The sequence below is a fragment of the Nocardia anocheti genome (genome assembly GCF_029675105.1).
Taxonomy (GTDB): domain Bacteria; phylum Actinomycetota; class Actinomycetes; order Mycobacteriales; family Mycobacteriaceae; genus Nocardia.
The window spans coordinates 625,124-649,264 of sequence record NZ_JAQQFV010000002.1 but is presented as its reverse complement, the minus strand read 5'-3'; the positions used below and the strand labels follow the sequence as shown (position 1 = coordinate 649,264).

The 24,141-nt window shown below is 69.7% G+C and carries 29 protein-coding genes; 14 read left to right on the top strand and 15 right to left on the bottom strand.

Going from position 1 to position 24,141, the window contains the following annotated elements:
* From QC180_RS07000 to QC180_RS06990, 3 genes are all read left to right on the top strand, one after another.
* Complete coding sequence (locus QC180_RS07000) at positions 1-612, top strand: TetR/AcrR family transcriptional regulator (RefSeq protein ID WP_278261771.1); 612 nt, start codon at positions 1-3, stop codon at positions 610-612.
* 72 nt (positions 613-684) lie between these two features.
* Complete coding sequence (locus QC180_RS06995; protein ID WP_278261770.1) at positions 685-891, top strand: DUF2191 domain-containing protein; 207 nt, start codon at positions 685-687, stop codon at positions 889-891.
* Entirely contained in the window at positions 882-1,313 is a 432-nt protein-coding gene (locus QC180_RS06990) for a PIN domain-containing protein (protein ID WP_278261769.1), read from the top strand. Before QC180_RS06995 ends, QC180_RS06990 begins: the two co-directional genes overlap by 10 nt.
* A gap of 51 nt (positions 1,314-1,364) precedes the next feature.
* On the opposite strand, the gene QC180_RS06985 is transcribed toward QC180_RS06990, so the two are convergent.
* Positions 1,365-3,425: a glycosyltransferase family 39 protein gene (locus QC180_RS06985; protein WP_278261768.1), complete on the bottom strand. Its 2,061-nt coding sequence runs from the start codon at positions 3,423-3,425 to the stop codon at positions 1,365-1,367.
* Positions 3,422-4,807: a bifunctional glycosyltransferase family 2/GtrA family protein gene (locus tag QC180_RS06980; protein ID WP_278261767.1), complete on the bottom strand. Its 1,386-nt coding sequence runs from the start codon at positions 4,805-4,807 to the stop codon at positions 3,422-3,424. Before QC180_RS06980 ends, QC180_RS06985 begins: the two co-directional genes overlap by 4 nt.
* Positions 4,808-4,927: 120 nt before the next feature.
* Here QC180_RS06980 and QC180_RS06975 point away from each other — a divergent pair, with 120 nt between their 5' ends.
* Positions 4,928-5,416, top strand: coding sequence for a DUF6790 family protein (locus QC180_RS06975; RefSeq protein ID WP_278261766.1), 489 nt, complete (start codon positions 4,928-4,930; stop codon positions 5,414-5,416).
* On the opposite strand, the gene QC180_RS06970 is transcribed toward QC180_RS06975, so the two are convergent.
* Positions 5,413-6,042 carry a class I SAM-dependent methyltransferase gene (locus tag QC180_RS06970; RefSeq protein WP_278261765.1) on the bottom strand — a complete coding sequence of 210 codons (630 nt, stop codon included), beginning with the start codon at positions 6,040-6,042 and terminating at the stop codon, positions 5,413-5,415. The two genes, QC180_RS06975 and QC180_RS06970, sit on opposite strands and share 4 nt — an antisense overlap.
* A gap of 108 nt (positions 6,043-6,150) precedes the next feature.
* Here QC180_RS06970 and QC180_RS06965 point away from each other — a divergent pair, with 108 nt between their 5' ends.
* Entirely contained in the window at positions 6,151-6,876 is a 726-nt protein-coding gene (locus tag QC180_RS06965) for a TetR/AcrR family transcriptional regulator (protein ID WP_278261764.1), read from the top strand.
* Between the two features lie 42 nt (positions 6,877-6,918).
* Here the strand turns inward: QC180_RS06965 and QC180_RS06960 are convergent, their stop codons facing one another.
* From QC180_RS06960 to thiD, 4 genes are all read right to left on the bottom strand, one after another.
* A complete protein-coding gene (locus tag QC180_RS06960) occupies positions 6,919-7,521 on the bottom strand; it encodes a TetR/AcrR family transcriptional regulator (RefSeq protein WP_278261763.1) in 603 nt (200 codons plus the stop codon).
* Positions 7,518-8,489, bottom strand: a complete 972-nt coding sequence (locus QC180_RS06955) for an NADP-dependent oxidoreductase (RefSeq protein ID WP_278261762.1) — start codon at positions 8,487-8,489, stop codon at positions 7,518-7,520. The genes QC180_RS06960 and QC180_RS06955 overlap by 4 nt, the downstream gene beginning before the upstream one ends.
* On the bottom strand, positions 8,486-8,923 hold the full coding sequence (locus QC180_RS06950; protein ID WP_278261761.1) for a nuclear transport factor 2 family protein: 438 nt from the start codon (positions 8,921-8,923) through the stop codon (positions 8,486-8,488). The genes QC180_RS06955 and QC180_RS06950 overlap by 4 nt, the downstream gene beginning before the upstream one ends.
* Positions 8,924-9,013: 90 nt before the next feature.
* Positions 9,014-9,853: a bifunctional hydroxymethylpyrimidine kinase/phosphomethylpyrimidine kinase gene (gene thiD, locus QC180_RS06945; protein ID WP_278261760.1), complete on the bottom strand. Its 840-nt coding sequence runs from the start codon at positions 9,851-9,853 to the stop codon at positions 9,014-9,016.
* A gap of 77 nt (positions 9,854-9,930) precedes the next feature.
* Between thiD and QC180_RS06940 the strand changes: the two genes are divergently transcribed.
* The 4 genes from QC180_RS06940 (at position 9,931) to QC180_RS06925 (ending at position 13,925) form a co-directional block, all read left to right on the top strand.
* Entirely contained in the window at positions 9,931-11,067 is a 1,137-nt protein-coding gene (locus tag QC180_RS06940; RefSeq protein WP_278261759.1) for a GTP-binding protein, read from the top strand.
* A gap of 180 nt (positions 11,068-11,247) precedes the next feature.
* Complete coding sequence (locus QC180_RS06935) at positions 11,248-12,054, top strand: ABC transporter permease (RefSeq protein WP_278261758.1); 807 nt, start codon at positions 11,248-11,250, stop codon at positions 12,052-12,054.
* A 94-nt stretch (positions 12,055-12,148) separates the two neighbouring features.
* Positions 12,149-12,898, top strand: a complete 750-nt coding sequence (locus QC180_RS06930; RefSeq protein ID WP_278261757.1) for an ABC transporter ATP-binding protein — start codon at positions 12,149-12,151, stop codon at positions 12,896-12,898.
* Between the two features lie 31 nt (positions 12,899-12,929).
* Positions 12,930-13,925 carry an ABC transporter substrate-binding protein gene (locus QC180_RS06925; protein ID WP_278261756.1) on the top strand — a complete coding sequence of 332 codons (996 nt, stop codon included), beginning with the start codon at positions 12,930-12,932 and terminating at the stop codon, positions 13,923-13,925.
* Between the two features lie 46 nt (positions 13,926-13,971).
* Here QC180_RS06925 and QC180_RS06920 read toward each other — a convergent pair whose 3' ends face one another.
* Entirely contained in the window at positions 13,972-15,216 is a 1,245-nt protein-coding gene (locus QC180_RS06920; RefSeq protein ID WP_278261755.1) for a KasA/KasB family beta-ketoacyl-ACP synthase, read from the bottom strand.
* A gap of 39 nt (positions 15,217-15,255) precedes the next feature.
* Here QC180_RS06920 and QC180_RS06915 point away from each other — a divergent pair, with 39 nt between their 5' ends.
* From QC180_RS06915 to QC180_RS06900, 4 genes are all read left to right on the top strand, one after another.
* Positions 15,256-15,819: a TetR/AcrR family transcriptional regulator gene (locus QC180_RS06915; RefSeq protein ID WP_278261754.1), complete on the top strand. Its 564-nt coding sequence runs from the start codon at positions 15,256-15,258 to the stop codon at positions 15,817-15,819.
* A 117-nt stretch (positions 15,820-15,936) separates the two neighbouring features.
* Positions 15,937-17,451, top strand: a complete 1,515-nt coding sequence (locus QC180_RS06910; RefSeq protein WP_278261753.1) for an MFS transporter — start codon at positions 15,937-15,939, stop codon at positions 17,449-17,451.
* A 69-nt stretch (positions 17,452-17,520) separates the two neighbouring features.
* Positions 17,521-17,952, top strand: a complete 432-nt coding sequence (locus QC180_RS06905; RefSeq protein WP_278261752.1) for an SRPBCC domain-containing protein — start codon at positions 17,521-17,523, stop codon at positions 17,950-17,952.
* On the top strand, positions 17,942-18,271 hold the full coding sequence (locus QC180_RS06900; protein WP_278261751.1) for an ArsR/SmtB family transcription factor: 330 nt from the start codon (positions 17,942-17,944) through the stop codon (positions 18,269-18,271). Before QC180_RS06905 ends, QC180_RS06900 begins: the two co-directional genes overlap by 11 nt.
* Position 18,272: 1 nt before the next feature.
* Here the strand turns inward: QC180_RS06900 and QC180_RS06895 are convergent, their stop codons facing one another.
* Both QC180_RS06895 and QC180_RS06890 read right to left on the bottom strand, forming a co-directional pair.
* Entirely contained in the window at positions 18,273-19,067 is a 795-nt protein-coding gene (locus tag QC180_RS06895) for a thioesterase family protein (RefSeq protein ID WP_278261750.1), read from the bottom strand.
* 47 nt (positions 19,068-19,114) lie between these two features.
* A complete protein-coding gene (locus QC180_RS06890) occupies positions 19,115-19,288 on the bottom strand; it encodes a hypothetical protein (protein WP_278261749.1) in 174 nt (57 codons plus the stop codon).
* Between the two features lie 134 nt (positions 19,289-19,422).
* On the opposite strand from QC180_RS06890, the gene QC180_RS06885 reads away from it, so the two are divergent.
* On the top strand, positions 19,423-19,725 hold the full coding sequence (locus QC180_RS06885; RefSeq protein WP_278261748.1) for a hypothetical protein: 303 nt from the start codon (positions 19,423-19,425) through the stop codon (positions 19,723-19,725).
* Between the two features lie 4 nt (positions 19,726-19,729).
* On the opposite strand, the gene QC180_RS06880 is transcribed toward QC180_RS06885, so the two are convergent.
* The 5 genes from QC180_RS06880 to QC180_RS06860 form a co-directional block, all read right to left on the bottom strand.
* Positions 19,730-20,500, bottom strand: a complete 771-nt coding sequence (locus QC180_RS06880; protein ID WP_278261747.1) for a HEAT repeat domain-containing protein — start codon at positions 20,498-20,500, stop codon at positions 19,730-19,732.
* On the bottom strand, positions 20,488-20,694 hold the full coding sequence (locus QC180_RS06875) for a hypothetical protein (protein ID WP_278261746.1): 207 nt from the start codon (positions 20,692-20,694) through the stop codon (positions 20,488-20,490). The genes QC180_RS06880 and QC180_RS06875 overlap by 13 nt, the downstream gene beginning before the upstream one ends.
* A 295-nt stretch (positions 20,695-20,989) precedes the next feature.
* Positions 20,990-21,643, bottom strand: a complete 654-nt coding sequence (locus QC180_RS06870) for a response regulator (RefSeq protein WP_278261745.1) — start codon at positions 21,641-21,643, stop codon at positions 20,990-20,992.
* Positions 21,640-22,647, bottom strand: coding sequence for a sensor histidine kinase (locus QC180_RS06865; protein ID WP_278261744.1), 1,008 nt, complete (start codon positions 22,645-22,647; stop codon positions 21,640-21,642). Before QC180_RS06865 ends, QC180_RS06870 begins: the two co-directional genes overlap by 4 nt.
* Complete coding sequence (locus QC180_RS06860) at positions 22,644-24,086, bottom strand: serine hydrolase domain-containing protein (protein ID WP_278261743.1); 1,443 nt, start codon at positions 24,084-24,086, stop codon at positions 22,644-22,646. Before QC180_RS06860 ends, QC180_RS06865 begins: the two co-directional genes overlap by 4 nt.
* Positions 24,087-24,141 lie beyond the last annotated feature (55 nt).

Sequence of the window (24,141 nt, the reverse complement as noted above, 5' to 3'; positions counted from 1 at the left end):
ATGGCGACACCCCACGAACCCAAGCAGGACCGCAGCCGGGCCACCCGGCAGCGGCTGCTGGAGGCCACCATCGACTGCCTGGCCGAGACCGGCTGGGCGGCCGCGACCGTGTCGGTGGTCGCCGAACGGGCCGGGGTGTCGCGCGGGGCGGCCCAGCACCATTTCCCCACCAGGGAAGACCTGATCACCGCCGCGCTCGAGTACATGTTCGACACCAGGATGGAACAGTCCAGCGCCGAGGCGACCGCGATCAGCGGGGTCGCCGAGGGCGCGGGCCGCACCCGCGCGGTGGTCTCCGGCCTGGTCGAGTCCTACACCTCGCCGCTGTTCAAAGCGGCGCTACAGGTGTGGACGCACGCCGCCGCCGACCCGGCCCTGCGCGAACGCATCGTCCCCCTGGAGGCCCGCTTCGGCCGCATCGCCCACCGCCGCGCCGTCGAAGCCCTCGGCGTGGACGACTCCGACCCCGTCAACCACCACCTGGTCCAGGCCACCCTCGACCTGGCCCGCGGGCTCGGCCTGGCCGACGTCCTCACCGACGACTCGGCCCGCCGCAAACTGATCGTCGACCAGTGGGCGGCCACCCTCCACGCCGCCCTGAACGGGCCGTAACAGCCCTTGTGACCTGCGCGTTCACGGGTATATAGTCTCCGCATGGGGGAATATATATCGAGGGATAGCGACATGACCAAGCGACTGATCGAGATCGACGACGAGCTGCTCGCGTCCGCACAGGACGCACTGGGCACCTCGGGGGTCTCCGATACGGTGCGCGCCGCGTTGAGTTCCGCGGTGGTGGCTCGGGCGCGCGCCGCCGAAGTCGAGTGGCTCATCGAGGGTGGCTTGGCCGAGATGGCCGACAAAGAGCGGCGCGATGACGTATGGCGATAACCGCTCGCTACCTCATCGACACCAGCGCCGGTGCCCGGATGCGGCATCCCGAAGTCGCCGCCGAGTTGGGCCCGCTTCTCACCGCCGGTCTGGTGGCCACCTGCGCTCCCTTGGATTCGGAGGCGCTCTACAGCGCCCGCGGCCCCGCCGAGTATGAACAGATCCGGTTCCGCCGCCGCGCTGCCTACGAATATCTGCCCACCAACGACGAGCACTGGCACAGCGCGTTCGCGGTCCAACGTGAACTGGCCCGTTCCGGTCGCCACCGCGCGGTCGGCATCCACGATCTGCTCGCCGCCGTACTGGCGGTCGAGCATCGCCTGGTTCTCTTCCACTACGACGCCGATTTCGAAACCGTCGCCTCGATCCTCGACCTGAACCACCGCTGGGTGGCCCCACGCGGCACGCTCGAGAAGTCGTAACGGCCGGATGGCCTGGCGGATTGTGTTCCGCCAGGCCACATTTCGGGCTGACTACACCTTCGGCTGGGTCAGGTCGTACATCGTGACCCCGTCGACGGTGATCGCGGTGTAGTTCTCGGTGACCCACGTCGTGATCGCCGAACTCACCGAGGCGCTTTCGCCCCCACCGGGCCCACCATGTCCACCGGAGATGAAGTAGTGGATCTTCCCGGCGGCGACATAACGCTGGAACTGTTCGAGAGTGGGCGAGGGATCGCTGCCGTTGAATCCGCCGATCGGCATGACCGGGAGTTCGGTGGCGAGCTGATACCCGGCGGCACTGTTGGAGCCGACCGTCGCGGCGACCCAGGTGTACTCGGTGCCGTTCTGTTCGAGCAGGGTGACGATCCCGTCGCTGGGCCGCGACCCGTTCAACAGCCCACCCGCCCCTCCACGCCCCGGGCCACCCTGCATCCGACCACCTCGACCATCCGACCCACCCGACCCGGCGCCATCCGCTGTGACGGAACTACCGGGGGGAGCGGCGCCGTCAGGTGAGGTGCCGTCCGAGGACAGGGTGCCGTCAGGGACGACGCCTGCCCGGCCACCGTTCCACTCGGGGCGCATGCCGGGGCCGCCCATGCCGTGCATCCCACCGGCATTCGGACCCGCGCTCGGGATCGCGCCGGAGTGACCGGTGGCGAGGGTGTCGATGGAGTAGGCCACCGGACCCGCGAGGGCGACGAAGGCGGCGGTGAGGGCGGCGACCAGGGATTGCTTGCGGGCCAAGGGGAATGCGAGGGCGATGGTCGCCACGATTCCCGCGACGAGGATCGTCCAGCGCAACCACGGCTGGAAGGAAGCGCTGCGCGACAACAGCATCCACGCGGTGGCGGTGGTCAGGCCGACGCCGAGCGCGCAGGTGAGACGGACCCACAGCCGATCGCGCGCACCCCACAGCTGAACGGCGCCGATACCGACCAGCGCGGCGACAGCCGGTGCGAGGGCCACCGTGTAGTACTGGTGGAAGATGCCCGCCATGTAGCTGAAGACCAGCCCGGTGACGAGAAGCCAACCGCCCCAGAGGATCAGCGCGGCGCGGCGCCGATCGGTGCGCGGCGCACGGCCACGCAACACCAGTCCGGCCACCAGGCCGAGCAGGGCCGCCGGGATCAGCCACGCGATCTGACCGCCCTGGGCTGGCTCGAACAGGCGGGTGATGCCGGTGCTGCCCCACATGCCACCACCGCCAGGACCACCGCCGGGCATATCGCCGCCGCCCGGCACCACGCTGCCGCGTTCATTGCCATTGAGACGGCCGAGTCCGTTGTAGCCGAGGGTGAGTTCGATGATCGAATTCTCGTGCGACCCACCGATCCACGGCCGCTGGTCGGCGGGCCACAGCTCCACCGTCAGCAGCCACCAACCCGCCGCCACCACCATGGCGGCACCGGCGGCGAACAGTTGCGCGATGCGCTTGCCGAGCTTCGGCGGGCCCGCGATCAGGTAGGTGAGTGCCAGCGCGGGCACCACCAGCAGCACCTGGAGTTGCTTGGCGAGGAAGCCGAAGCCGATCAGGCCGCCGGTGAGCAGCAGCCAGCGCCACCGGCCGTCGGCCACGGCGCGGGTCATCGCCCAGGCGGCCGCCGTCATCAGCAGCACCAGTAGCGCGTCGGGATTGTTGAAGCGGAACATCAGCACCGCGACGGGTGTCACCGCGAGCACCGTGCCCGCGATCAGTCCGGCGGCCGGGCCGAACGACCGGCGCACCGCCGCCCACAGCACGGCCACGGTCGCCACTCCGAGCAGCACCTGCGGCACCAGCATGCTCCAGCTGTTGAGCCCGAACACCCGCACCGACAGTTCCATCACCCACAGCGAGGCCGGTGGTTTGTCGACGGTGATCGAATTGGCCGCGTCCGAGGACCCGAAGAAGAACGCCTCCCACGACTGCGAACCCGCCTGCACCGCGGCGGCATAGAAGTCGTTGGCCCAGCCGTTGGCACTCAGGTTGATCAAATAGGCGACGACGGTCCCGAGCAGCAACACCGCCAATGCCGGGTATTCCCAGCGCTTTCGGCGTTCGGCGGCGATCTCGACGCTCGCCGGTGTCTCCACGATGGTCGCGGTCATCGGCGCACCTCCACGCCGTCCGCGTGCCGCACATCCTGGGGATCGCTGGGCGTCCTGTCCTCGGCCGGGCGAACCATGGCGTACATCGGCTCGGTAGCGGCATTGGCGGCCGAGGTGCCTTGCGCCGATGCGAGGCCATTGGTCGCGAGCGACGCACCGGAGCCGGGCAGATCAGTGCCCGCGTGGCGGAAGACCCAGCGCAATCCGACGAAACGCGCCAGGGTGGCAACGAGGTTCGCGGTGATCAAGACACCGAGCTCGACCCCCACGGCGACGTCAGGTGCCCAGCGGTGCAGCGCGAAGAGGGAGCCGCTGGTGACGGCGAGGCCGAAGGCGAAGATGGCCAGGCCCTGGAACTGGTGGGATAGCGCATCGGCGCGTCCGCGCACGCCGAAGGTGAAGGCGCGATTGGCGGCGGTATTGCCGACGGCGGTCAGCAGCAGGGCCAGCAGGTTGGCGCCCTGGGCGCCGAGCAGCGGTTGCAGCAGCAGGTACAGCACGATGTAGGCCAGCGTGGAGCTCACGCCGACGATGGCGAACCGCACCAGCTGCCCGACCATTCCGAGCGGAACTCCGGCGACCAGCGGTTCGCGGCCGACCGCGGCGCGCAACTCCTCCAGCGGCAGCGCGCCCGTGGCCAGCGCCTTGGTGAGCCGCCAGATGCCGCGCAGGTCCTTGCTGGCGGTGTCGACGATGTCGACGCGACTGTCGGGATCGTCGATCCAGTCCACCGGCACCTCGTGGATGCGCAGCCCCGCCCGTTCGGCCAGCACCAGCAGTTCGGTGTCGAAGAACCACTCGCCGTCCCGTACCAGCGGCAGCAGTTCGCGCGCGACTTCGCTACGGATGGCCTTGAACCCGCACTGCGCGTCGGAAAAGCCCGCGCGCAGAGTGGTTTTCAGCAGCAGGTTGTAGCAGCGGGAGATGATCTCGCGCTTGGGGCCGCGCACCACCCGGGCCGAGGCGTCCAGGCGGGTGCCGATGGCCAGCTCGGAATGTCCCGAGACCAGCGGGGCGACCAGCGGCAGCAGCGCGTTCAGATCGGTCGACAGGTCGACGTCCATGTACGCCACCACCGTCGCGTCCGACGCGCTCCACGCCGCCCGCAGCGCGCGCCCGCGGCCCTTGGCGTCCAGGTGCAGCACCCGCACGCCGTCGAGTTCGCCCGCCAGCAGCTGGGCCACCGCGAGGGTGGCGTCGGTGCTGGCGTTGTCGGCGATGGTGATGCGCGCGGTGAAGGGGAATCCGTCGCGCAGATACGCGTGCAGTCGGCGCACGCACAGTCCTAGATCGGTCTCCTCGTTGTAGACGGGTATCACCACGTCGAGCACCGGTGCCCGGCTGCTCGGCGTGGCCTTCGGCTCGGCCTCGGTCTGAGTCATGGCACCACCCTCGATGCCAGCGCTGCCACTGAGCTGGGACCGAGCTGGGAGGTTGCTGGGGATCCCGCGCGGGCCCCTCACCAGCTAAAATGGGGAGGTTCGACGACACGGGAGGCTCCGATGCCCACCCTTATCGCAGTACTGGTCGCCCTGGTCGGCGCGTTCGTCCAGATCCGTCGGCACCCGGACCGCCCGGCGGCCGACATCCACCTGGTCTGGTGGATGGTGGCCGTGGTCGGCGTCGCGTCCGTGCTGGGCGCGGCCGCCCACATCTTCGACGGCCCGCAGGTCGCCGAGCAGATCGGCTACACCCGCGGCGACGGCGGTTTCCAGTGGGAGAACGCGATGGGTGATCTGGCCATCGGCGTGGTCGGCATCATGGCCTACTGGTTCCGCGGCCACTTCTGGCTGTGTGTGATCGTGGTGCTGAGCATCCAGTACTGGGGTGACGCGGCCGGGCACCTCTACTTCTGGATCGCCGAGGACAACACCAAGCCCTACAACATCGGTATCCCGCTGTGGACGGACCTGCTGCTGCCGATCGTCATGTGGGTGCTCTATCTGCTCTCGCGGCACCGCAACGGTGACGCGGTGCCGAAGGCCGGTTAGTCGCGGCGCACCCGCAGCACGCTGTCGGCGCGCTCGCCGACCACGCCGTCGGGGCTGGTCGAGGGGCTGTAGACGAGTTCGTCGGTCTCCACCCGCCACTGCGGGCCCAGTGCGAGCTGCGCGAGGATCTGCTCGGTGGTGGGGAAGTCGGCGTGGTGCGGCGGTTCGGTGACCCAGCTCGGCCAGCCGTGGTGTCCGCCGATCACCAGCACGCCGCCGGGCGCGACGGCGGCCGCGGCCCGGCGCAGGATCACCGCGCGCTCGTCGGGCCGCTCCACGGGCGAATGCAGGAACTGCGCGGAGACCAGGTCGAAGCCGCCCGCCGGGAAGCTGGCGGTCAGGTCGTGGCGCTCCCAGTGGATCGTGAGTCCGGCCTCGCGCGCCCGGCGCTCGCCGCGTTCCATGGCGACGGCCGAGATGTCGACGGCGGTGACCCGCCAGCCGCGTTCGGCCAGCCAGATCGCGTCGCCGCCCTCGCCGCAACCCAGGTCCAGCGCGGTACCGGGCGTCAGCTCGGTGACCTCGCGGACCAACAGCGGATTCGCCCTGCCGGTCCATACCTGCTCGCGGTCGCGGTAGAAGCCTTCCCAGAACTCTTCGGCGGTGGGGGTGGTGGTATCGGTCATGCGTCCATCGTGTGGGCGCCTCGCGGAATCGCGCAACAAATCTTGCCGTTCCGGCAAACTTCACCCCTGCCAGCACCGGGACCCCGCGACGACAATAAGCTGCTGTTTGTGACGCGCGGTTACCCGAAATCAGGCGAGGCACCGGGCCGCCGTGTCGACGCGCGGACCGAGCGCTGGCGCGAGCATCGCGTGCAGGTCCGCATCCAGTTCGTCGACGCCGCCTTCCGCGCGCTGGACCGGGTCGGACCCGATGTGAGCATGGGTGATATCGCCAGGGAGGCGGGCGCCGCCAAGCCCAAGCTCTACCGCCACTTCGAGGACAAGACCGACCTCTACAACGCCATCGTCGACCGGGTGCGCGACATGCTCTGGGAGCGGGTGCTCACCAGCGTCGACCTCACCGACGACTCGCTGGCCGAGCTGGTCCGCACCGGCGCCGCCGCCTACGTCTCGGTGGTGTCGGAGCATCCGAACGTCTTCCGGTTCATGCTGCACAGCCACTTCAGTCAGCAGGCCAAGGAGACCGAACGGGCGCTGGAGGCAGCCCGGCAGTCCGCGCGCCGGGCGGCGGAGTTCTTCGCGGGCCTGCTGCCGACCGAATCGGTCGACGTGGCCGGGATCGAGCTGGTGAACTATTCGATTTTCGGCGCGGTGGCCTCGGCCACGGACTGGTGGCTCGGCGCGAATCAGCGCGAGGTCTCGGCGATGCCGGTGGAGCGCTTCGTCGACTATCTGGCCGAGAGCATCTCGGCACTGGCCCAGGCGCATGCCAGCTTCAACCAGGTCCGCGTGGACCTGTCCCAGCCGCTGCGCGACGCGTTCGTCGCCGACTGAACGTCCTGCCGCGCCCGACACGAACTCCGTTGTTCTCGCCGGTCACGTCGTTGGAACCGGTGGGGGTGCCTCACCCAGCAAGCTCGCCGCCAACGTCCGCAGCTGATCTGCCGGACCACCCGACTCGTAGATCCCGCCGGTCGCGAAGGCTCCGACGATCCCGAGATGCATCAGGTCGGCGAACCGCGCGCTGTCCTCTACCGCGAGACGCTCGGCGAGCGCGCGCAGCCTGCGTCGCAGTTCCTGCTCGTGGTCCAAGCAGCGCTGCCGCACGGCCGCCGAGGCGCCGTCACCGAATTCGGCGGCGGTGTTGACGAAGGCACAGCCCCGGTAGTCCGGATGGGTCGCGAGCCGCTGGATCCAGGTGAGCTGCGCGTCGAGTTCGGCACGCGGATCCGGGGCCGATTCGGCGGCGGAATCCCAGGCGGCCCAGAAGTTCTCGTCGCGCCGTTGCAGGACCGCGAGTACCAGATCGTCCTTGCTCGGGAACCACCGGTACAGGCTGGCCTTGGCCATGCCCGAGCGGCGCACCACCTCGTCGACGCCGACCGCCCGCACGCCGTCGGCGTAGAAGAGGTCGGCCGCGATGCCGACGAGGGTGTCGCGCACCGCCGCTCCGCGCGCCTGCTTGGGCTTGTCGCTCATTCGTGTCTCACCACGATGGCAGCTTTGCCGAACCCGCGCCGATCCGCCACCCACTGCTGCGCCGCCGCGGCCTGCGCCAGCTCGAACTCGGCGCCGATCTTCACGCGCACCGCCCCGTCGTCGACCAGCGTCGCGAGCGCGCGCAGCCCCTCCGGATCGGGTTCGACCAGGTAGGAGACCGCGTGGATACCGCGAGCCCGCGCCTCGGCGCGGAAGTGGGGGATCGACCACGCCATCGCCAACACGGCGCTACCGCCGTGCCGGACCCGGTCGAACAGCGCGGTGCCGAACGCGCCGCCCACCAGATCGAGTACCACGTCGACCGGCTCGATCGCCGCCACCGCCTCGGCGTCGGTGTAGTCGACGCACGCGTGCGCGCCCAGCTCGCGCAGGGTGGCGTGGTGCTCGGGCCGTGCCAGGGCCGTCACCGTGGCGCCGCGCGCGGCCGCGATCTGCACCGCCAGATGACCCACCCCGCCCGAGGCCCCGCTCACCAGCACCCGCTGTCCGGCGCGCACTCGTCCGGCGTCGAGCATCTGCCATGCCGTCAACGCGCCCATCGGCAGACTCCCGGCCTCGGTGAACGAGGCCGAGACCGGCATGGGCGCGAGCTGATACGCGGGCACGGTCAGGTACTCCGCGTAGGCGCCCGCAGGGTGCGGGAACCAGGCCAGTCCGAAGACCCGGTCGCCCACCGCGTACCGGGTGACGCCGTACCCGACCGCGTCGACCACCCCCGCGACATCCCAGCCGGGCACGAACGGCAACCGCATCGACTGCTCGTACCCCGCGTTGAGCCCGGTGAACCGATCGACAGGATTGACGCTGGTCGCGTGCACCGCGACGCGCACCTCTCCGGCCGCGGGCTCCGGCCGCGCCATGTCGACCACCGTGAGCGGCGCACCCCACTGCTCGTGGCGCGCGGCGCGCATCGAGACATCGCTGGACTTCCTGGCGCCGACGATCATGCCGCACGCACCAGCGCCGAGGCGGCCACACCGCACTGCCGCGCGACACCCGCGACATCGAAATGGAAACTCTCCCAGCTCACCAACCCGTCCCGGAACCGGAACAGGATGAACACCGGCACCGTGGCCCGCGTGCCGTCGGGCACCGAACCGTCGAAGGTGAAGGCCGGGGTGAAGGTGATCTCGCCCCAGCAGCACAGCGTGTCGCCGTCCGCGCCGTGGCCGTCCAGCCGCACCTCGTAGTCGGGGGCGAACAGGAACCAGCCCGCGATCGCGTCGCGGATCTCGGCGCCGACGCTGCGGGTGCCCAGTGGCGGCGATTCCAGGACGCCCTCCGGATGGTAGATCGACAACGCGGTCGCCGCGTCCTGCCTGCTCTTGGCCTCCGCCAAGCGTTCGATGATCGCGAATGCCGCCGCGGTCTGCTCGGTCATCTGCTGCCCACTCTCTCGAATAGAGACAGATCTGTCTCTTTTTGTGAATGTAGGCCGACACGCAGGGCCGGTCAAGAGTTCAGGGCAGATTCAGTGCAGGCGCCAGAGCGGGGAGACCGGGCCGTGGCCCGCGCCGAGGTCGTAGGAGGCGGCCAGGCAGCGGTAGGTCCATTCCTTGGCGAACTCGACCGCGTCGGGCACGGAGTAGCCGTTGGCCAGGGCGCTGGCGATGGCCGCGGCCAGGGTGTCGCCGCCGCCGTGGTCGTTGCCGGTGGCGATGCGGGGGGCGGTGTACTCGCGGAAGGTGTCGCCGTCGTAGAGCAGGTCGGTGCTCACCTCGGAGGTGCGCAGGTGCCCGCCCTTGACGATCGCCCACTGCGCGCCCAGCGCGTGCAGGGCCTCGGCGGCCTTGCGGGCGGTGGTGTCGTCGACGACCTCGATGCCGGTGATCAGCCGGACCTCGTCGAGATTCGGGGTGACCACGGTGGCCAGCGGGATCAGGGTGTTGCGCACCGCGTCGAGCGCCTCGGCGTGCAGCAGCGGGTCGCCGTGCATGGAGGCCGCGACCGGGTCGACGACGAGCGGAATCGTGCCGTCGCGACCGATGCCGAGTTCACGGCACACCCCGGCCACCGACTCGATGATGGCGGTGGAGGCGAGCATGCCGGTCTTGGCCGCGCCGATGCCGATATCCCGCACCACCACCCGCACCTGATCGGCGACGATGTGCGCCGGAATCTCGTGAAACCCGCTGACGCCCACCGTGTTCTGTACGGTCACCGCCGCCACCGCGACGCAGGCGTGCACGCCGCACAGCGCCATCGTCCGCGAATCGGCCTGGATCCCGGCGCCGCCGCCGGAGTCGGTGCCCGCGATGGTGAGCGCGCGGACGGGGGTCTGGCCATCGGGGGTCAGCGGCAACATCTTCACGGTGTCACCCTACGGCCGCCGGAGCGCCGTCGGGACCCCGACCGAGTGGTGCAAATGAAAACCATTATCATTAACTTGTGACCACAACTTCCCTCCCCGTCACCGTCCTGTCCGGGTTCCTCGGCGCGGGCAAGACCACCCTGCTCAACCACGTGCTCGCCAATCGCGACGGCCGCCGGGTCGCGGTGATCGTCAACGACATGAGCGAGGTGAACATCGACGCCGCCCTGGTCGCGGGCCAGGGCCACCTCGACCGCACCGAGGAGAAACTGGTCGAACTCACCAACGGCTGCATCTGCTGCACGCTGCGCGAGGACCTGATCGAGGCCGTCGCCCGGCTGGCCCGCGCGGGCCGCTTCGACCAGTTGGTGATCGAGTCGACCGGCATCTCCGAGCCCATGCCGGTGGCCGCCACCTTCGACTGGGAATTCGAGGACGGCTTTCGCCTGGGCGAGATCGCCCGGCTCGACACCATGGTCACCGTGGTCGACGCGTCCACCTTCCTGGCCGAGCTGGTGCGAGGCCAGGGCCTGGCCGAACGGGAACTCGAAGCGGGCGAAGGGGATTCGCGCACCATCGCCGATCTGCTGGTCGACCAGGTGGAGTTCGCCGACGTGCTGCTGATCAACAAGACCGACCTGGTGAGCGCCAACGCCGCCGCCACCGTCGAGGCCACCGTCCGCCGACTCAATCCGCGCGCCCGCGTGCTGCGCACCGAGCGGGGCGCGGTCGACCTGGCCGAGGTGCTCGACACCGGCCGCTACAACCCGCTCGTCGCCGCCGAGGCCGAGGGCTGGGCCGAGGAACTCGCGGGCGGGCACACCCCGGAGACCGAGGAATACGGCATCAGCAGCCTCGCCTACGTCGCCGACCGGCCGTTCCATCCCGACCGGCTCGCCGCGGGGCTGTCCGGACTGCGAGGCATGTTGCGCAGCAAGGGCTTCTGCTGGATCGCCAGCCGCCCCGAGCTGGCCGCGATCTGGTCGCAGGCCGGACCGAACCTGACCTTCGAGCCGGGCGCCTGGTGGTCCGCGCTCGAGGTGCCCGCCGGTCAGGAGATCGTGTTCATCGGCGTGCGCCTGGACGCCCCCGCCGTGCGCCGCGCCCTCGACGCCGCCCTGCTCACCGAGGCCGAATACGCCGCCGGACCCGCCGCCTGGGCGAATTACACCGACCCGTTCCCGGCCTGGGGCGAACTGCACGAACACCATTGATCCACGGCATTGTTGCGCGGAAGATACTGTGCTGGTGCATGATTCGAGAGGGCCGCGACCCACGCGCCGATGAGGGGAGCGTGGGCCGCGGCACCGGGGCCCGATCGGTGGGTGGCGGAGAAATTCTCGAGCTGATTCCAACCCTGTCGGCGGGTGTGGCCCGGCGGGCACCATGCACCCATGTTGTTGGCCAAGCCCACCGAGAACGGCGCGCGCCGGGTTCCGCTGTACCGTCGCGCTGGGTTCCTGCGTGCGCTCTCGCCGATCGCGCTGCTGCTGATCTGGCAGGTCGGCAGCAGTAGCGGCTGGATTCCGGCCAAGAAGCTGCCCGCGCCGTCGAAGGTCGTCGACGCCGGGCTCGAGATCTACCGTTCCGGGCAGCTCGGTGACGCCCTGCTCGTCTCGGGTGGGCGCGCGCTCTACGGCTTCGCGCTCGGCGCGGTGCTCGCGCTGGTGCTCGGCGTGCTCGCGGGGCTGAGCCGCATCGGCGAATACGCCGTAGACCCGCCGTTACAGATGATCCGCACCATTCCGCTGTTCGGGCTGATCCCGCTGTTCATCATCTGGTTCGGCATCGGCGAGGAACCGAAGGTCTACCTGATCGCCCTTGGCGTGTTCTTCCCGCTGTACCTCAACACCTTCTCCGGCATCCGCCAGCTCGACCCCAAGCTGCTCGAACTCGGCAGTGCCCTGGAACTCGGGCTGGTCGAGCGGCTGCGGCTGCTGATCCTGCCCGGCGCGCTGCCGCAGATCCTGGTCGGCGTGCGGCAGAGTCTCGGCATCGCCTGGCTCTCGCTCATCGTCGCCGAGCAGATCAATGCCAGCGCGGGCCTGGGCTTCGTGGTCAACAACGCCCGCGAGTTCCTGCGCACCGACATCGTGGTGTTCGGCCTGGTGATCTACAGCCTGCTCGGCCTGCTCACCGACTCGATCGTGCGCCTGCTCGAACGCCGCGCCCTGCGCTGGCGCCCGGCGGTCCATCGCTGATGTCCGCCACCACCTCTTCCCGCCGGAGGGTCCACCCGATCCGCCCGGTGGTACGGCCCGCCACCCGCCGCCGCTCGATCGCGAGGTTCCCGTCATGACCGCTGCCGCCGTCACCCCCATTCCCAGCAGGTCGGCCCGTACCCCGGCCGCGCGAATCACCGGACTGGCCAAGCACTTCGGTGAGCGCACCGTGCTCGACGGCATCGATCTCGATATCGGCACCGGCGAGATCGTCGCGCTCGTCGGACGCAGCGGCTCGGGCAAATCGACCCTGCTGCGCGTCCTCGGTGGACTCGACACCGCCACCCACGGCGAGGTGTCCGTCGAGGGCAGGCCGACCATCGTCTTCCAGGAGGCGCGGCTGATCCCGTGGCAGCCGGTGGTGCGCAATGTCGCTCTCGGCAGGCCCAAGCCGCGCAACCGTCGCGCCGACGAGAAGGCCGCGCGCGAACTGCTCGCCGAGGTCGGCCTGGCCGGACGCGCCGACGCCTGGCCGCTGACGCTGTCCGGCGGCGAGGCCCAGCGCGCGGCGCTGGCCAGGGCGCTGGTGGCCGAGCCGACGCTACTGCTGCTCGACGAGCCCTTCGGCGCCCTCGACGCGCTGACCCGCCTGACCATGCACGAGCTGCTGCTCGGCCTGCACGACCAGCGCGCCTTCGGCGTGCTGCTGGTGACCCACGACGTGCTCGAGGCCATCACCCTGGCCGACCGCGTGCTCGTCCTGGACGAGGGGCGCATCGCCGCCGACGTGGCCATCGACCTGCCGCGCCCGCGCACCGCGGGGTCACCGGAGGTCGCCGACTACGCCACCCAGCTGCTCACGCTGCTCGGCGTCACCCCCTGATTTCCGCACCCCACGCACGAAAGTTGTTCCTGTGAAACGCACTCCGAAGTCTCGCCTGGCCGGGCTCGCCCTCGCCGTCGTCGCCGCTCTCTCGCTGAGCGCCTGCGGTGATGACGCGGCCACCGACGCGGCGCCCTCGGGCCCGGTCGATCTGAGCACCGTCACGCTGAAAGTCGGTGACCAGAAGGCGATTTCGATCGAGGTGCTGCTCAAGGCGTCGGGTCAGCTGGAGAATCTGCCCTACAAGATCGAGTTCTCCACCTTCACCGCCGGGCTGCCGCTGGTCGAGGCGGCCAGCGCGGGCGGTATCGATATCGCCCAGACCGGCAACACCCCGGTCATCTTCGGCGCGGCCGCCGACGCCGATGTGAAGATCGTCGGCGCCCTGTCGGCCACCGGCAAGGGCGACGCCATCCTGGTCGGCAAGGACTCGACGGTGAACTCCGTGGCCGGGCTCAAGGGTAAGAAGGTCGCGGTCTACAAGGGCAGTTCGGCCAATGCCAATCTGCTGCTGCAGCTGAAGAAGGCGGGCCTGTCGCTCAGCGATGTGGAGCCGGTCTACCTCTCGCCCGCCGACGGCTACACCGCGCTGACCCGCGGTGACGTCGAGGCATGGGCCACCTGGGACCCCTACACCGCCATCGCGGAGAAGGAGATCGGCGCCAAGTCCATCGCCACCGCCGACCAGGCCGCCAACGGCTACAACTTCTGGGTCGCGGGCAACAAGACCATCGCCGACGCGGGCAAGTCCGCCGCGCTCGCCGACTTCTTCCAGCGCTACGCCGCGGCCACCAAGTGGTCCTCGGACAACCTCGACACCTGGTCCACCAAGTACGCCGAGCTGACCCAGATCAGTGTCGACGCCTCGCGCACCACCTGGACCCGCTCGATCAAGGAGCCGATCCAGCTCAGTGATCAGGTGGTGGCCTCCGAGCAGGAGATCGCCGACGCCTTCACCGACGCCAAGGCGCTGCCCGGCAAGGTCGACTTCAAGTCCTTCGTCGACACCCGCTTCGACAAGTCCTGACCGAAAGCTCCACGCGGCGCCCCTGATCCACGGATCGGGGGCGCCGTCACGCTTTTCCGAAGGCCAGGGCGACATTGTGTCCGCCGAAGCCGAAGGAATTGCTCACCGCGTAGTCGAGTCGCTGTGGCCGCGCGGACCCGGCCACGATGTCGAGGTCGATCGCGGGGTCCGGTGTCTCGAAATTCAGTGTGGGCGGGACGATCTGCTCGCGCAGGCTCAGCATCGTGATGAGTGATTCCAGCGCGCCGACGGCCCCGATCGAATGGCCCAGCGCGGATTTCGGCGCGTAGACCGAGGCGTGTGGCGTGACGGCGGTGATGGCCGCGGCCTCGGACGCGTCGCCGATCGGCGTCGAGGTGGCGTGCGCGTTCACATGGTCGATGTCCGAATGTGTCAGTCCCGCAGTCTGTATGGCCTTGCGCATGGCCCGTGCGGCGCCGGTGCCCTCGGGGTCGGAGGCCACGATGTGGAAGGCGTCGGAGGTGATGCCAGCGCCGAGCACCCGCGCGTGCACCCGCGCGCCGCGTGCCCTGGCATGGCGCTCGGACTCGAGGACCAGCAGTGCGCCCGCCTCGCCGAAGACGAACCCGTCGCGGTCCCGCTCGAAGGGCCGGGAGGCTCGCTCGGGTGCTTCGTTGCGGGTGCTCATGGCCCGCATCATCGCGAACCCGGCGATCGGCACCGGGTCGATATGGCCCTCCACGCCTCCGGTGACCACCACGTCCGCCTCGCCGGTGCGGATCAGCCGCCACGCGTGCGCGATGGCCTCCGAGCCCGACGAACACGCCGATACCGGCGCGAAAACGCCCCCCTGCGCGCCGATGTCGAGTCCGACCGTGGCCGCCGGGCCGTTCGGCATCACCATCGGCACGGTCAGCGGCGACACCTTGCGATAGCCGCCCGCGCGCATCGCGTCGACCGCGTCGATCAGCGCGTCACCGCCGCCCAGTCCGGTGCCGATGGCCACGGCCAGCCGCTCGGGGTCGACTTCGGGCGCGCCCGCCGCCTGCCAGACCTGGCGGCCGAGCACCAGCGCCATGCGTTCGACGTAGGAGTGGCGGCGCTGCTCGACGCGCGTCAGCTCCGCGTCCGGCGGGGTGACCAGCGGGCCGCCGATCCGCACCGGCAGATCGTGCTCGGCCAGGAAATCCGGTGCCAGCGCGCGGATTCCGCTCTCGGCGCGCAGCAGCCGGGTCCACGTCTCGTCCATGGTGTCGGCCAGCGCGGTGGTCGCCGCGTACCCCGTCACCACGACGTCGTCGCCAGTTTCTGTAGCGATCGGTACATTCATGGCGTCATGAATACCTGTAGCACTCGCTACAGTCAACCCATGGCCCGTCCTCTCGATCACCGCAAACGCGCCGACCTGCTGGCCGGTGTCGTCGCCTATATCGCCGCGCACGGCCTGGCCGAGCTGTCGTTGCGGCCGCTCGCCGCCGCGCTCGGGACCAGCTCGCGCATGCTCATCCACTACTTCGGGACCAAGGAGGAACTGCTGGTCCAGGCCCTGGCGACGCAGCGGCCCGACCTGACCGCGGTCTTCGACGATGTCACCGAGCCCGCCCAGCTGCGCGAGCGGTTGATCGCCTTCTGCGAACTGAACCTCGTCGGCGCCGAGTCCGACAGCGTGCGGGTGCTGCTCCAGGTGATCGGTGCCGCGTGCGCGCCGGACTCGCCGTATCAGGACTACGCGCACGGCGCGATCGCCGTCTTCGTCGCCGAGCTCGCCGCCGCCCTGCGCCGGACGGGACTGGCGGTGGACCCCGAGGTGGTGGCCACCCTGCTCGTCTCGGGGCTGCGCGGGATCATCCAGGACTATCTGATCACCGGGGATCGCGACCGCACCCAGCGCGCGGCGCGCACCCTGGTCGAACTGGCGCTGCCCGGGGCCTGAGTCGAGAACCCGTCACCGAACCGGCGCTGTGGCGCGCGGTTGCGGGTGGTCCGCTCGCGTGGGTTCGGTCGGTAGGTTGGCTACGGCGGACATCCGGCGAGCGCGCGAGGTGTGCTGATGGACGAAGTGCGGACGTACGGCGCGGTGCGGTGGGTGATGCTCGGTGTCCTGTGCGCCAGCCTGTTGCTGGTGGCCATGGACGCCACCATCCTCAATGTGGCCCTGCCCTCGCTGATCGACGACCTCCAGGTGGGCCCGCTCGAACAGCTGTGGATCATCGACATCTACGGGCTGGTGCTCGGCGGCCTGCTCATCACCACCGGGGCGCTCGGTGATCGGGTGGGCCGGAAGTTGTTGTTCCTCAGCGGTTTCGTGCTGTTCGGGCTCGCCTCGGTGGTCGCCGCGACCGCGAGCAGTTCGGCCCAGCTCATCGGCGGCCGTGTGCTGCTCGGCATCGGCGGCGCCATGGTGATGCCCTCCACGCTCTCGCTGATCCGCAATATCTTCACCGACGCGCGCGAGCGGACCATGGCCATCGGCGTCTGGGCCGCGGTCGCCGGGGTGGGCGCGACGGTGGGGCCGATCGTCGGTGGATTCCTGGTCGAACACTTCGGCTGGGCCTCGGCGTTCTGGCTGAATGTGCCGGTGGTGCTGGTGACGGTGCTGGTCGGGCTGTGGGTGCTGCCGGAGTACCGGGCACCGCAGACCGGCGGCCTCGACTGGTTCGCCGCCGCGCTCTCGATCACCGGCATCGTGTGCCTGGCCTGGGGCATCAAGCATCTCGCCAAAGGTGAGGCGAGCGTGGTCGATTGGACGATCCTGGTGGTCGGCATCGCCGCGATGGTCTGGTTCGTGCGGCGTCAGCTCACCGCCACCGATCCGCTGCTGGACGTGCGGCTGTTCCGCAACGGCGCCTTCACCGCCGCCGCGGTCGCGACGCTGCTGGCCATGATGGCCATCGGCGCGGCCATGTTCCTGGTCTCGCTGTGGTTGCAGTACGTCCACGGATACAGCCCGTCGCAGGCGGGTGTGCGGATGCTGCCCGCCGCGCTCACCCTGCTCACCGCCTCGCTGCTCACCCCGTTCCTGATGGAGAAGTTCGGGGTGCGCGCGGTGCTCGGTGTCGGTCTCGGCGCGGTGGCGCTGGGTTTCCTACTGCTGGCGGTGAGTCCGGAACCGACGACCTATCCGGTGATCGCCCTGGTCCTGGTGTCCTTCGGGCTCGGCGACGGCATGGCGGTGACCGCGGCGGCCGCCGTGCTCGTCGGTGCCGTGCCCGCCGATCGCGCGGGTCAGGCCGGGGCGGTGGAGGAGACGAACTACGAGGTCGGCGTCGGCTTCGGCGTCGCCCTGCTCGGCAGCCTGCACGCCCGCATCTTCAGCCAGCACATGACGAACCTGCCCGTGCCACCCGAGCGACTCGACCAGGCCACAGGCTCGGTCGGCGGCGCCGCCGAAGTCGCCGAAGACCTCCCCGAACCGGCCCGCGCCGATCTCCTGCACGCCGCCGAACACGCCTTCGATTCCGCGCTGACCACCACCTCCGTCATCTCCGCCGTCGTCATCGCCGTGGTCGCCGTCGGCACCGTGCTGCTCGTCCCGCGCGGCTTCCGCGTCACCGGCGGACACTGACCCTTGTAGCAACTCGAAGGTTGCTATACATTGGATGGCAACCCATTGGTTGCGATAAAGGAGAGTGTCATGGGATTCCCTGATCAGATCGTGCGGACCGTCGAGCTCGCCCATCCGCCCGTGAAGGTGTGGGCCGCGATCACCACCGCGGAAGGGCTCGCGAGTTGGTTCGGCAATACCGCCGACATCGACCTGCGTCCCGGCGGCGCGGCTCGGATGACCTGGACCGAAGGTCATGTGGCGAACATGCGGGTGGAGCGGGTCGAGGAGCCGTCGGTGTTCGGGTTCACCTGGCATATCTACGGCCTGCCCGAGGAGGACCCGCGCCGCACCTACGTGGAGTTCACCCTGGAACCGGACGGCGCTGGCACCCGGTTGACGGTCGTGGAGAGCGGCTTCGCGCAGCTGCCCGACGAGGCGTACCAGGCGGCCTTCGGCGGCAATACCGACGGCTGGAAGAGTGAGCTGGGTGAGTTGGTCGAATACCTCGATGCGGCCTGAACCGGAGGCCACCGCCGAGCGGGTCTTCGTGGCGCTGGCCGATCCGAGTCGGCGCGCGGTGCTCGCCGCGCTCGCCGCCGACGGACCCGCCACCGCGACCGACCTGGCCGATCGCCTGCCCATCACCCGGCAGGCGATCGCCAAACACCTTGCGCTGCTGGCCGACGCGGGCCTGGTGATCGCGGAACCGGGGGAGCGTCGCCGGGTGCGCTACCGCTTGGACTCCGCGCCGATGCGGGTGGCGCAGCAGTTCCTGGCCGCGCTGGCACGGGATTGGGACGGGCCGCTCGACGCGCTGCGTCGCCACCTCGACGGCTGATTCACCCGCGCGGAGCGATGAGCAGGGTCTGGGTGCTGCGCCCGAGGGGCCCGGTCTCGTCGAACAGGGCCGATTCGGCCAGGCCGATGCCGTGTGGTTGCGGATGGGTGATCGCGTCCAGGCACACCCACTCGCCGACCGGGTGCCGATGCAGGCTCACGGTCAGATCGGTATTGATGAACAGGTACTTCGACCAGTCCAGCACCGAACTCACGCCATTGCCGGAATCGGCGGCCGCGAGGGTGCGTTCCAGCGGGCTCGGCGTGGTGCCAGCGACGATCGGGTACTTCAGCCTGATCCAGCAGACGGCCGGACCGGGTTCGGCGAAAGTGCCTGCGGTGAAACGGTATTCGATGCCGGTGTGGAAGCCGATCGGCTGATCCGACGGGAACATCTCCGGCTCGGTCTGCGCGGGCAAGGTCCGGGACCCGCTGGGCAGGAACTCCACCGGCAGATCCAGCGGCGTCTCGGCGAGCTTGAGCCGCCACGCGGTGGCCCGCATGACCGGCCCGCGCTCGGTGGACAGCGTCGCCTCGATCAGCTCCACACTGCGCCCCGACCGCACCACCTCGGCCCGTGCGGTCAACGGCGCCAGCGGCACCGGCCCGAGAATCTCCACCGCGACCCGACCCACCTGGAACCCGTCGCGCGGCGCACACCGCTCGATCACGTGCCCGAGCAGCGCCGACGGCGGCCCGGCGTGCTGCGCGTCCGGCGACCACGGCCCCCGGGTGAGCTCGGTCGACGCGAAACGGCTCGGATCAGCCGGGTCCGGAACATAGAAGGCATCGGCCATACCGCCGACGCTACCCCGAGCCGTTTCGCGTCCGAAAGAACGGTCGGTTACTGCCCGCCGCCCGAGGAACCGCTCAGCAGCGAGGTCCACAGGTCCAACAGCGGCCGGATCGGGCACGGGTTGATATCGGTCGACGTGCACCCCAGCGACGAGGAGCCACTGTCGGCCACCGGCAGCGGCGCGGCGGCCTGGGCGGTACCGAGCGGGGCGGCGATAGACACAGCGGCAGCCGCGACGGCACCGGCTACGATTCGTTTCATACGAGCAGACATGCCCGCACTCTACTGATCTGCTAGGGAAGCGAAAGCCCCTGGAAATCAGGGGAGCTGACGCCGAACCCCAGAGAGGACGCGCGATGTCGTGGCGCGACAACACCCCGCAGCTGGTACAGGATGACGTGGACAATCTGCTCGATTCCGCCCTGACGCTGGCGGAAGGCCATCTCCGGGACAACGGCACCTTCTTCCCCTTCGGACTGGCTGTCGATCGGGCGGGTTCCGTGCAGGTCATCGATGTCGACGCCCCGGACGCACCGCGAGCCAAGACGATGCTCTTCGCCGCACTGTCCCAGCTGCGAAGCGACCTACGGGCTGCCGCGGTGATTACCGACGTGGCGTTGCCCGAGACCGCATCCACTGCGGTCCGCGCGGTGTGGTGAGGCGTCAACTCTGGTCGTGATCGAGGATTCGTTTCGCGAGCTGGCGTATCCTCGCTTTCGGCGAATTCAGGAATGGCTCGATCTGTTTGCGCGCACCCTGAACTCGCATTTTCGCCAGGGCCTCCAGAGCGTTGCCTTCGACGGATTCGTCATCGATCAGGCCGAGGGCGACCGTAGTGGCGTCGGGATGGCGGGATTTGCCCAGCCATGTCACGACCATGCCTCGGCTTCGGCCGAATGCTCGGTCGGTGGCTATGGTGGCCAAGTCGTCGAAGTATTCTTTGCCAGCGGGGATGTCGTACAGTGCGTTGCCCGCTGCCCAGCGGGTTCGTTCGCTGAGAATCTTCGCGTGGTCGAACTGTGTTATCAGTGCCGGTATGGCCGTTGACTTGCGGGACGTCTTGTGACCGAGCGTCCTGACGATCATCAGCCTCGCCATCTCGCGCCCGCTGGATTCCTCTCCGGGCCAGCGGGTCTCGAGCTCCCCCAGCCATGCTGACAGCACGCTTATGATCTGTGCGTCAGTCGGTTTGTCGGGGAGTTCGAAGATAGTGCGCGCGGCGCCGCCCGCCCGGCGGTATTCCTCGAGCAGTTGGGGTCCAACGCCTTCGAGTCTGTTTCGTCGGGTCGTGCCGGAACTCGCCGGGGGTGGCGGCGTCTTCAGTTGCTTGTCGAGGACGGGCTGGAATTTGGATGTCATCACGAATCGGACGGTTCCGGAGGCGGCGGTGAAGGTACTCGAGCTGAGTATCTCGGCTTGGGTCAGGGCTTGCATCGCGGTCTGAATGCGGTCGCGAACAATATCGATCCGCTGACCGCACCGGAGATGTTGCGCATGGCATCGCTCAGTGTGTCGAAAGCATCCACTACGGAATTATGGGCATCCCGGGTGTTGTAGTCCTCCGCGTCTTCGGACTGATCATGGTTGATACCGCTCTGCCGGATCAACAGCGCCATCTTCTCGAGCACTTCGGGTCGCCCTACCCGCCGTTACTGTCGCCTCGATCCCGGAGACGAAGTACCCACGGCCCCAGCTTTCTCCTTTGGGGTCGGCTTCGATCGCCGCCGCGTTCACACCTTCCTGGGCGAGGTAGGCCTCGGCACTGTCGTCCAGCGCGACGGTGGTGTCACGGATGGCGTCCAAGAGTTCGGAGAGGCCGTCGCGGACATCGGCGAAACCAGCGGCGAACCGTTCGCCTTGGTTGCCTTTCCGGAGCCATAGTAGCCATCGATGACGAAAGAGCTTCTTGTCCAGTCGATCTGGTCAGGGGGTGGTGAGACCGGCCTCGTGGGCCAGGATGGCGGCTTGGACGCGGTTGCTCAGGGCCAGGCGGCGCAGGATGGTGCTGACGTGGGCTTTCACCGTAGATTCCGCGACGTGGAGTTCGGTGGCGATGTCCTGGTTGGACAGGCCGCGGCCGACGCCGGTGAGGACGGCGCGCTCGCGGTCGGTGAGTTCGGCGATGCGGGTGCGTGCGGCCGCGCTCGGCGCGAATCCGCCACCGCCCCATCGTGCTATCAGCTTCTTCGCGATGCGGGGTGACAGATAGGCTCCGCCGTCGGCGACCGCGTGGACGCCGAGTAGCAGCTCGCGCGGGTCGGAGGCTTTGAGCAGGAAGCCCGCGGCACCCGCGTCCAGTGCCGCGGTCACGTAGTCGTCCTCGTCGAAGGTGGTGAGGACGACCACCGCGATATCGGGTGCCGCCGCACGGAGGGACGCGGCGGCGGACAGGCCGTCCAGGCGGGGCATGCGGACATCCATCAGGACGACATCGGGCCGGTGCGCGAGGGCGAGGTCGACCGCTTCCCGGCCGTCACTCGCCTCGGCGACGACCGCGAGGCCGGGATCGGTGGACAGGATCGCGGTGATCCCCGCCCGGATCATCGCCTCGTCGTCGGCGACCAGCACCCTGATCATGCTGCCGCCGTGGGGAATCGGGCGCGGACGACGAAGGTGTCGTCGTCGGGTCCGGCGACGAGGGTGCCGCCGACGAGACGGGCTTGTTCGCGGAGACCGGCGAGGCCGCTGCCATCGGGGTCCATTGAGTGAGAGGTGTTTTCGCGCAGCGGGTTGGTGATGGTGACGGCCGTGTGCTCCGAGGTTCGTTCGATGGTGATCGTCACGGGCGCGCCGGGGCAGTGGCGTGCGGCGTTGGTCAGGGATTCCTGGACGGTCCGGTGGATCGCGCGATCGATCAAGGGCGGCAGCGTGTTCGGCTCGATCGGCTGATGGAGCTCGACCGTCATCCCGGCCTCGACCGCGCGCCGGACCAGGTCGGTGACCGGCTCGTCGCGGGGTGTGGCAGGTATCGCGCCCTCGCGGAGCACCGCGACCGACGCGCGCAGGCGGTCGGTGGCTGTGACGGCGGAGGTACGCAACCGTTGTGCGGCAGCGCGATTCGCCTCGGACAGCTCGGTGGACAGCTCGAGCGCGCCCGCTTGCAGGGCGATGAGAGCGAGGTCGTGACCGAGCGAATCGTGCATCTCGGTGGCGATCCTGGCCCGCTCCCGCAGCGTGACCCGCTCGGCGAGCAGGGCCTGTTCCTGCTCGAGCCGCGCCACCCGCTGCCTGCTCGCCACGACCAGCTCGGCCTGCTGACGCCGGAACCGTCCGGCCAGCCAGGGCAGGACCACGAACACCAGCAGGCACAGCAGCGCCCCGAACCCCACCGAGAAGTCCACCACCGCGCACCCGAGCGCGGGCAGCGCCACCACGCCCAGCACCGGCCAGCCCCGTGCCATCGCCACCCGACGTCCGTGCAGGTAGGCGACCACGGTCAGCGCGGCGAAGACCAGTTGCCGCTCCAGGGGGAGCGCGTCGAGAAAGCAGCCGTTGAGGACACAGAGTCCGGCGATCAGGGCGAGGCTCGCGGCGCCGAACCCGCGCGGGGCGCGGGACGGGGTGCCGTGCGGGTCGCTCACCGGGCCGAGCTTAGTGAGCGCAGGCGGATCAGGCGGGCCGCGAGGGTGACGGCACCGGCGCAGGCGCAGGCCAGCAGGGCGATCGAGAGCGGTGCGGCGAAGTAGGTGAGCTGGGCCCAGGTGACGGTGCGGCCGTTGGTCAGCACCGAGACGAGCTGGGGATAGCACGCGAACAGCAGGATCGGCAGCGGGGCGGGCACGCAGCGCAGGGTGGTCGTCCACCAGCGGCTCGTCCGGCGTCGTCGGGCCCAGCCGCCCGCGCGGACGACCCCCGTGATCCCGAGGCCGAGCGCGCCCAGCGTGAGCGCCGCGAGCGCGCCCTCGGTCCACCGTCTGGCGTTGCCGGTCTCGGCGGGCTGCTCGCCGCGACCCAGGGCGACCAGTCCGGTGAGGATCTCGTAGGTGGCGTCGTGGAGCGCGGCGCTGTTGGCGAACACCGCGTAGCCGTAGCCGGTGGACGGATCGAGGGCGGCGGCCGAGGTGTAGGTGAACAGATTGCCCGAATGGGTGAGCAGCGGTGCGCCGTGGTCGGTGTCGAGGCCCCAGCCCATGCCGTAGTCGCGCACCGGGGTGGGCGCGTGCATGAGGGCCAGGCTCTCGGCGCTCACCAGCCGCTGGCCGTCGCCGGATTGGGTGATCAGCCAGCGGCCCATGTCGGCGGCCGTGGTGATCACGCCGCCACTGCCGCTGTCATCGAGGAACGCGGGGAGTTCGTCGCGGGCGATCCAGCGGCCGAACAGCGAATTGAAACCCTGTGTGGGCGTGATGGTGTCGTCGCCGAGTGCGGAGTCGGGCATGTCGAGCGGGGTGAAGATCCGCTGTCGCAGGAACGCCCCGAAGTCGGTGCCGCTGGCCACCTCGACCAGCCGGGCGGCGAGGTTGTAGTTGACGTTCGTGTACGCCCAGCGGGTGCCCGGGTCGGCGGTGAGCCGGGCGGTGCGCAGCGTCGCGGTGTACTCCGCGAGCGACCCGGCGGACTCGGTGGCGCGGATATCGGCGCCGCGATCGGACAGGCCGGAGGTCTGATTCAGCAACTGGCGCACGGTGATCCGGTCCGAACGCGGATCGTCGGTGCGGAACTCGGGCAGCTGGTCGACCACCGGCCGATCGAGACCGATGGCCCCGTCCTCGAGCAGGATCATCACCGCCGTCGCCGTGAACGCCTTGGTCAGCGAGGCGATCCGCATCGGTGTCCGCTCGGTGACGGCCGCCCCCGCCGAATCCCGCCCGTACCCCGCCGCGTGCACGATCTCCCCGCCTCGGGTGATCACCGCCGACAGGCCAGGCACCCCGGTATCGGTCACGGCTCGCGACAGATACTCGTCGAATACCCGGTCGGACACCGTATTCCGCGCCGGATCGGCCACGGCGGTGGTCGGGAGGACGAGCCCACCGACCACCGCGGCGACCGCGACCGCCACCCTCACTCTGTTTCGCATGTTCCGAAACTAGGTATCCGGCCCACCCCGGCGAATCCGCCGAACGGATCGACCG

Coding starts and splice junctions, on each gene's coding strand:
- QC180_RS06980 (WP_278261767.1), bottom strand. CDS start 4,807: ATGACTCAGACCGAGGCCGAGCCGAAGGCCACGCCGAGCAGCCGGGCA.
- QC180_RS06915 (WP_278261754.1), top strand. CDS start 15,256: ATGGCCCGTCCTCTCGATCACCGCAAACGCGCCGACCTGCTGGCCGGT.
- QC180_RS06950 (WP_278261761.1), bottom strand. CDS start 8,923: ATGACCGAGCAGACCGCGGCGGCATTCGCGATCATCGAACGCTTGGCG.
- QC180_RS06905 (WP_278261752.1), top strand. CDS start 17,521: ATGGGATTCCCTGATCAGATCGTGCGGACCGTCGAGCTCGCCCATCCG.
- QC180_RS06930 (WP_278261757.1), top strand. CDS start 12,149: ATGACCGCTGCCGCCGTCACCCCCATTCCCAGCAGGTCGGCCCGTACC.
- QC180_RS06955 (WP_278261762.1), bottom strand. CDS start 8,489: ATGATCGTCGGCGCCAGGAAGTCCAGCGATGTCTCGATGCGCGCCGCG.
- QC180_RS06880 (WP_278261747.1), bottom strand. CDS start 20,500: ATGCAAGCCCTGACCCAAGCCGAGATACTCAGCTCGAGTACCTTCACC.
- QC180_RS06960 (WP_278261763.1), bottom strand. CDS start 7,521: ATGAGCGACAAGCCCAAGCAGGCGCGCGGAGCGGCGGTGCGCGACACC.
- QC180_RS06860 (WP_278261743.1), bottom strand. CDS start 24,086: ATGCGAAACAGAGTGAGGGTGGCGGTCGCGGTCGCCGCGGTGGTCGGT.
- QC180_RS06920 (WP_278261755.1), bottom strand. CDS start 15,216: ATGAATGTACCGATCGCTACAGAAACTGGCGACGACGTCGTGGTGACG.
- QC180_RS06975 (WP_278261766.1), top strand. CDS start 4,928: ATGCCCACCCTTATCGCAGTACTGGTCGCCCTGGTCGGCGCGTTCGTC.
- QC180_RS06995 (WP_278261770.1), top strand. CDS start 685: ATGACCAAGCGACTGATCGAGATCGACGACGAGCTGCTCGCGTCCGCA.
- QC180_RS06990 (WP_278261769.1), top strand. CDS start 882: ATGGCGATAACCGCTCGCTACCTCATCGACACCAGCGCCGGTGCCCGG.
- QC180_RS06895 (WP_278261750.1), bottom strand. CDS start 19,067: ATGGCCGATGCCTTCTATGTTCCGGACCCGGCTGATCCGAGCCGTTTC.
- QC180_RS06910 (WP_278261753.1), top strand. CDS start 15,937: ATGGACGAAGTGCGGACGTACGGCGCGGTGCGGTGGGTGATGCTCGGT.
- QC180_RS06900 (WP_278261751.1), top strand. CDS start 17,942: ATGCGGCCTGAACCGGAGGCCACCGCCGAGCGGGTCTTCGTGGCGCTG.
- QC180_RS06970 (WP_278261765.1), bottom strand. CDS start 6,042: ATGACCGATACCACCACCCCCACCGCCGAAGAGTTCTGGGAAGGCTTC.
- QC180_RS06935 (WP_278261758.1), top strand. CDS start 11,248: ATGTTGTTGGCCAAGCCCACCGAGAACGGCGCGCGCCGGGTTCCGCTG.
- QC180_RS07000 (WP_278261771.1), top strand. CDS start 1: ATGGCGACACCCCACGAACCCAAGCAGGACCGCAGCCGGGCCACCCGG.
- QC180_RS06985 (WP_278261768.1), bottom strand. CDS start 3,425: ATGACCGCGACCATCGTGGAGACACCGGCGAGCGTCGAGATCGCCGCC.
- QC180_RS06870 (WP_278261745.1), bottom strand. CDS start 21,643: ATGATCAGGGTGCTGGTCGCCGACGACGAGGCGATGATCCGGGCGGGG.
- QC180_RS06885 (WP_278261748.1), top strand. CDS start 19,423: ATGTCGTGGCGCGACAACACCCCGCAGCTGGTACAGGATGACGTGGAC.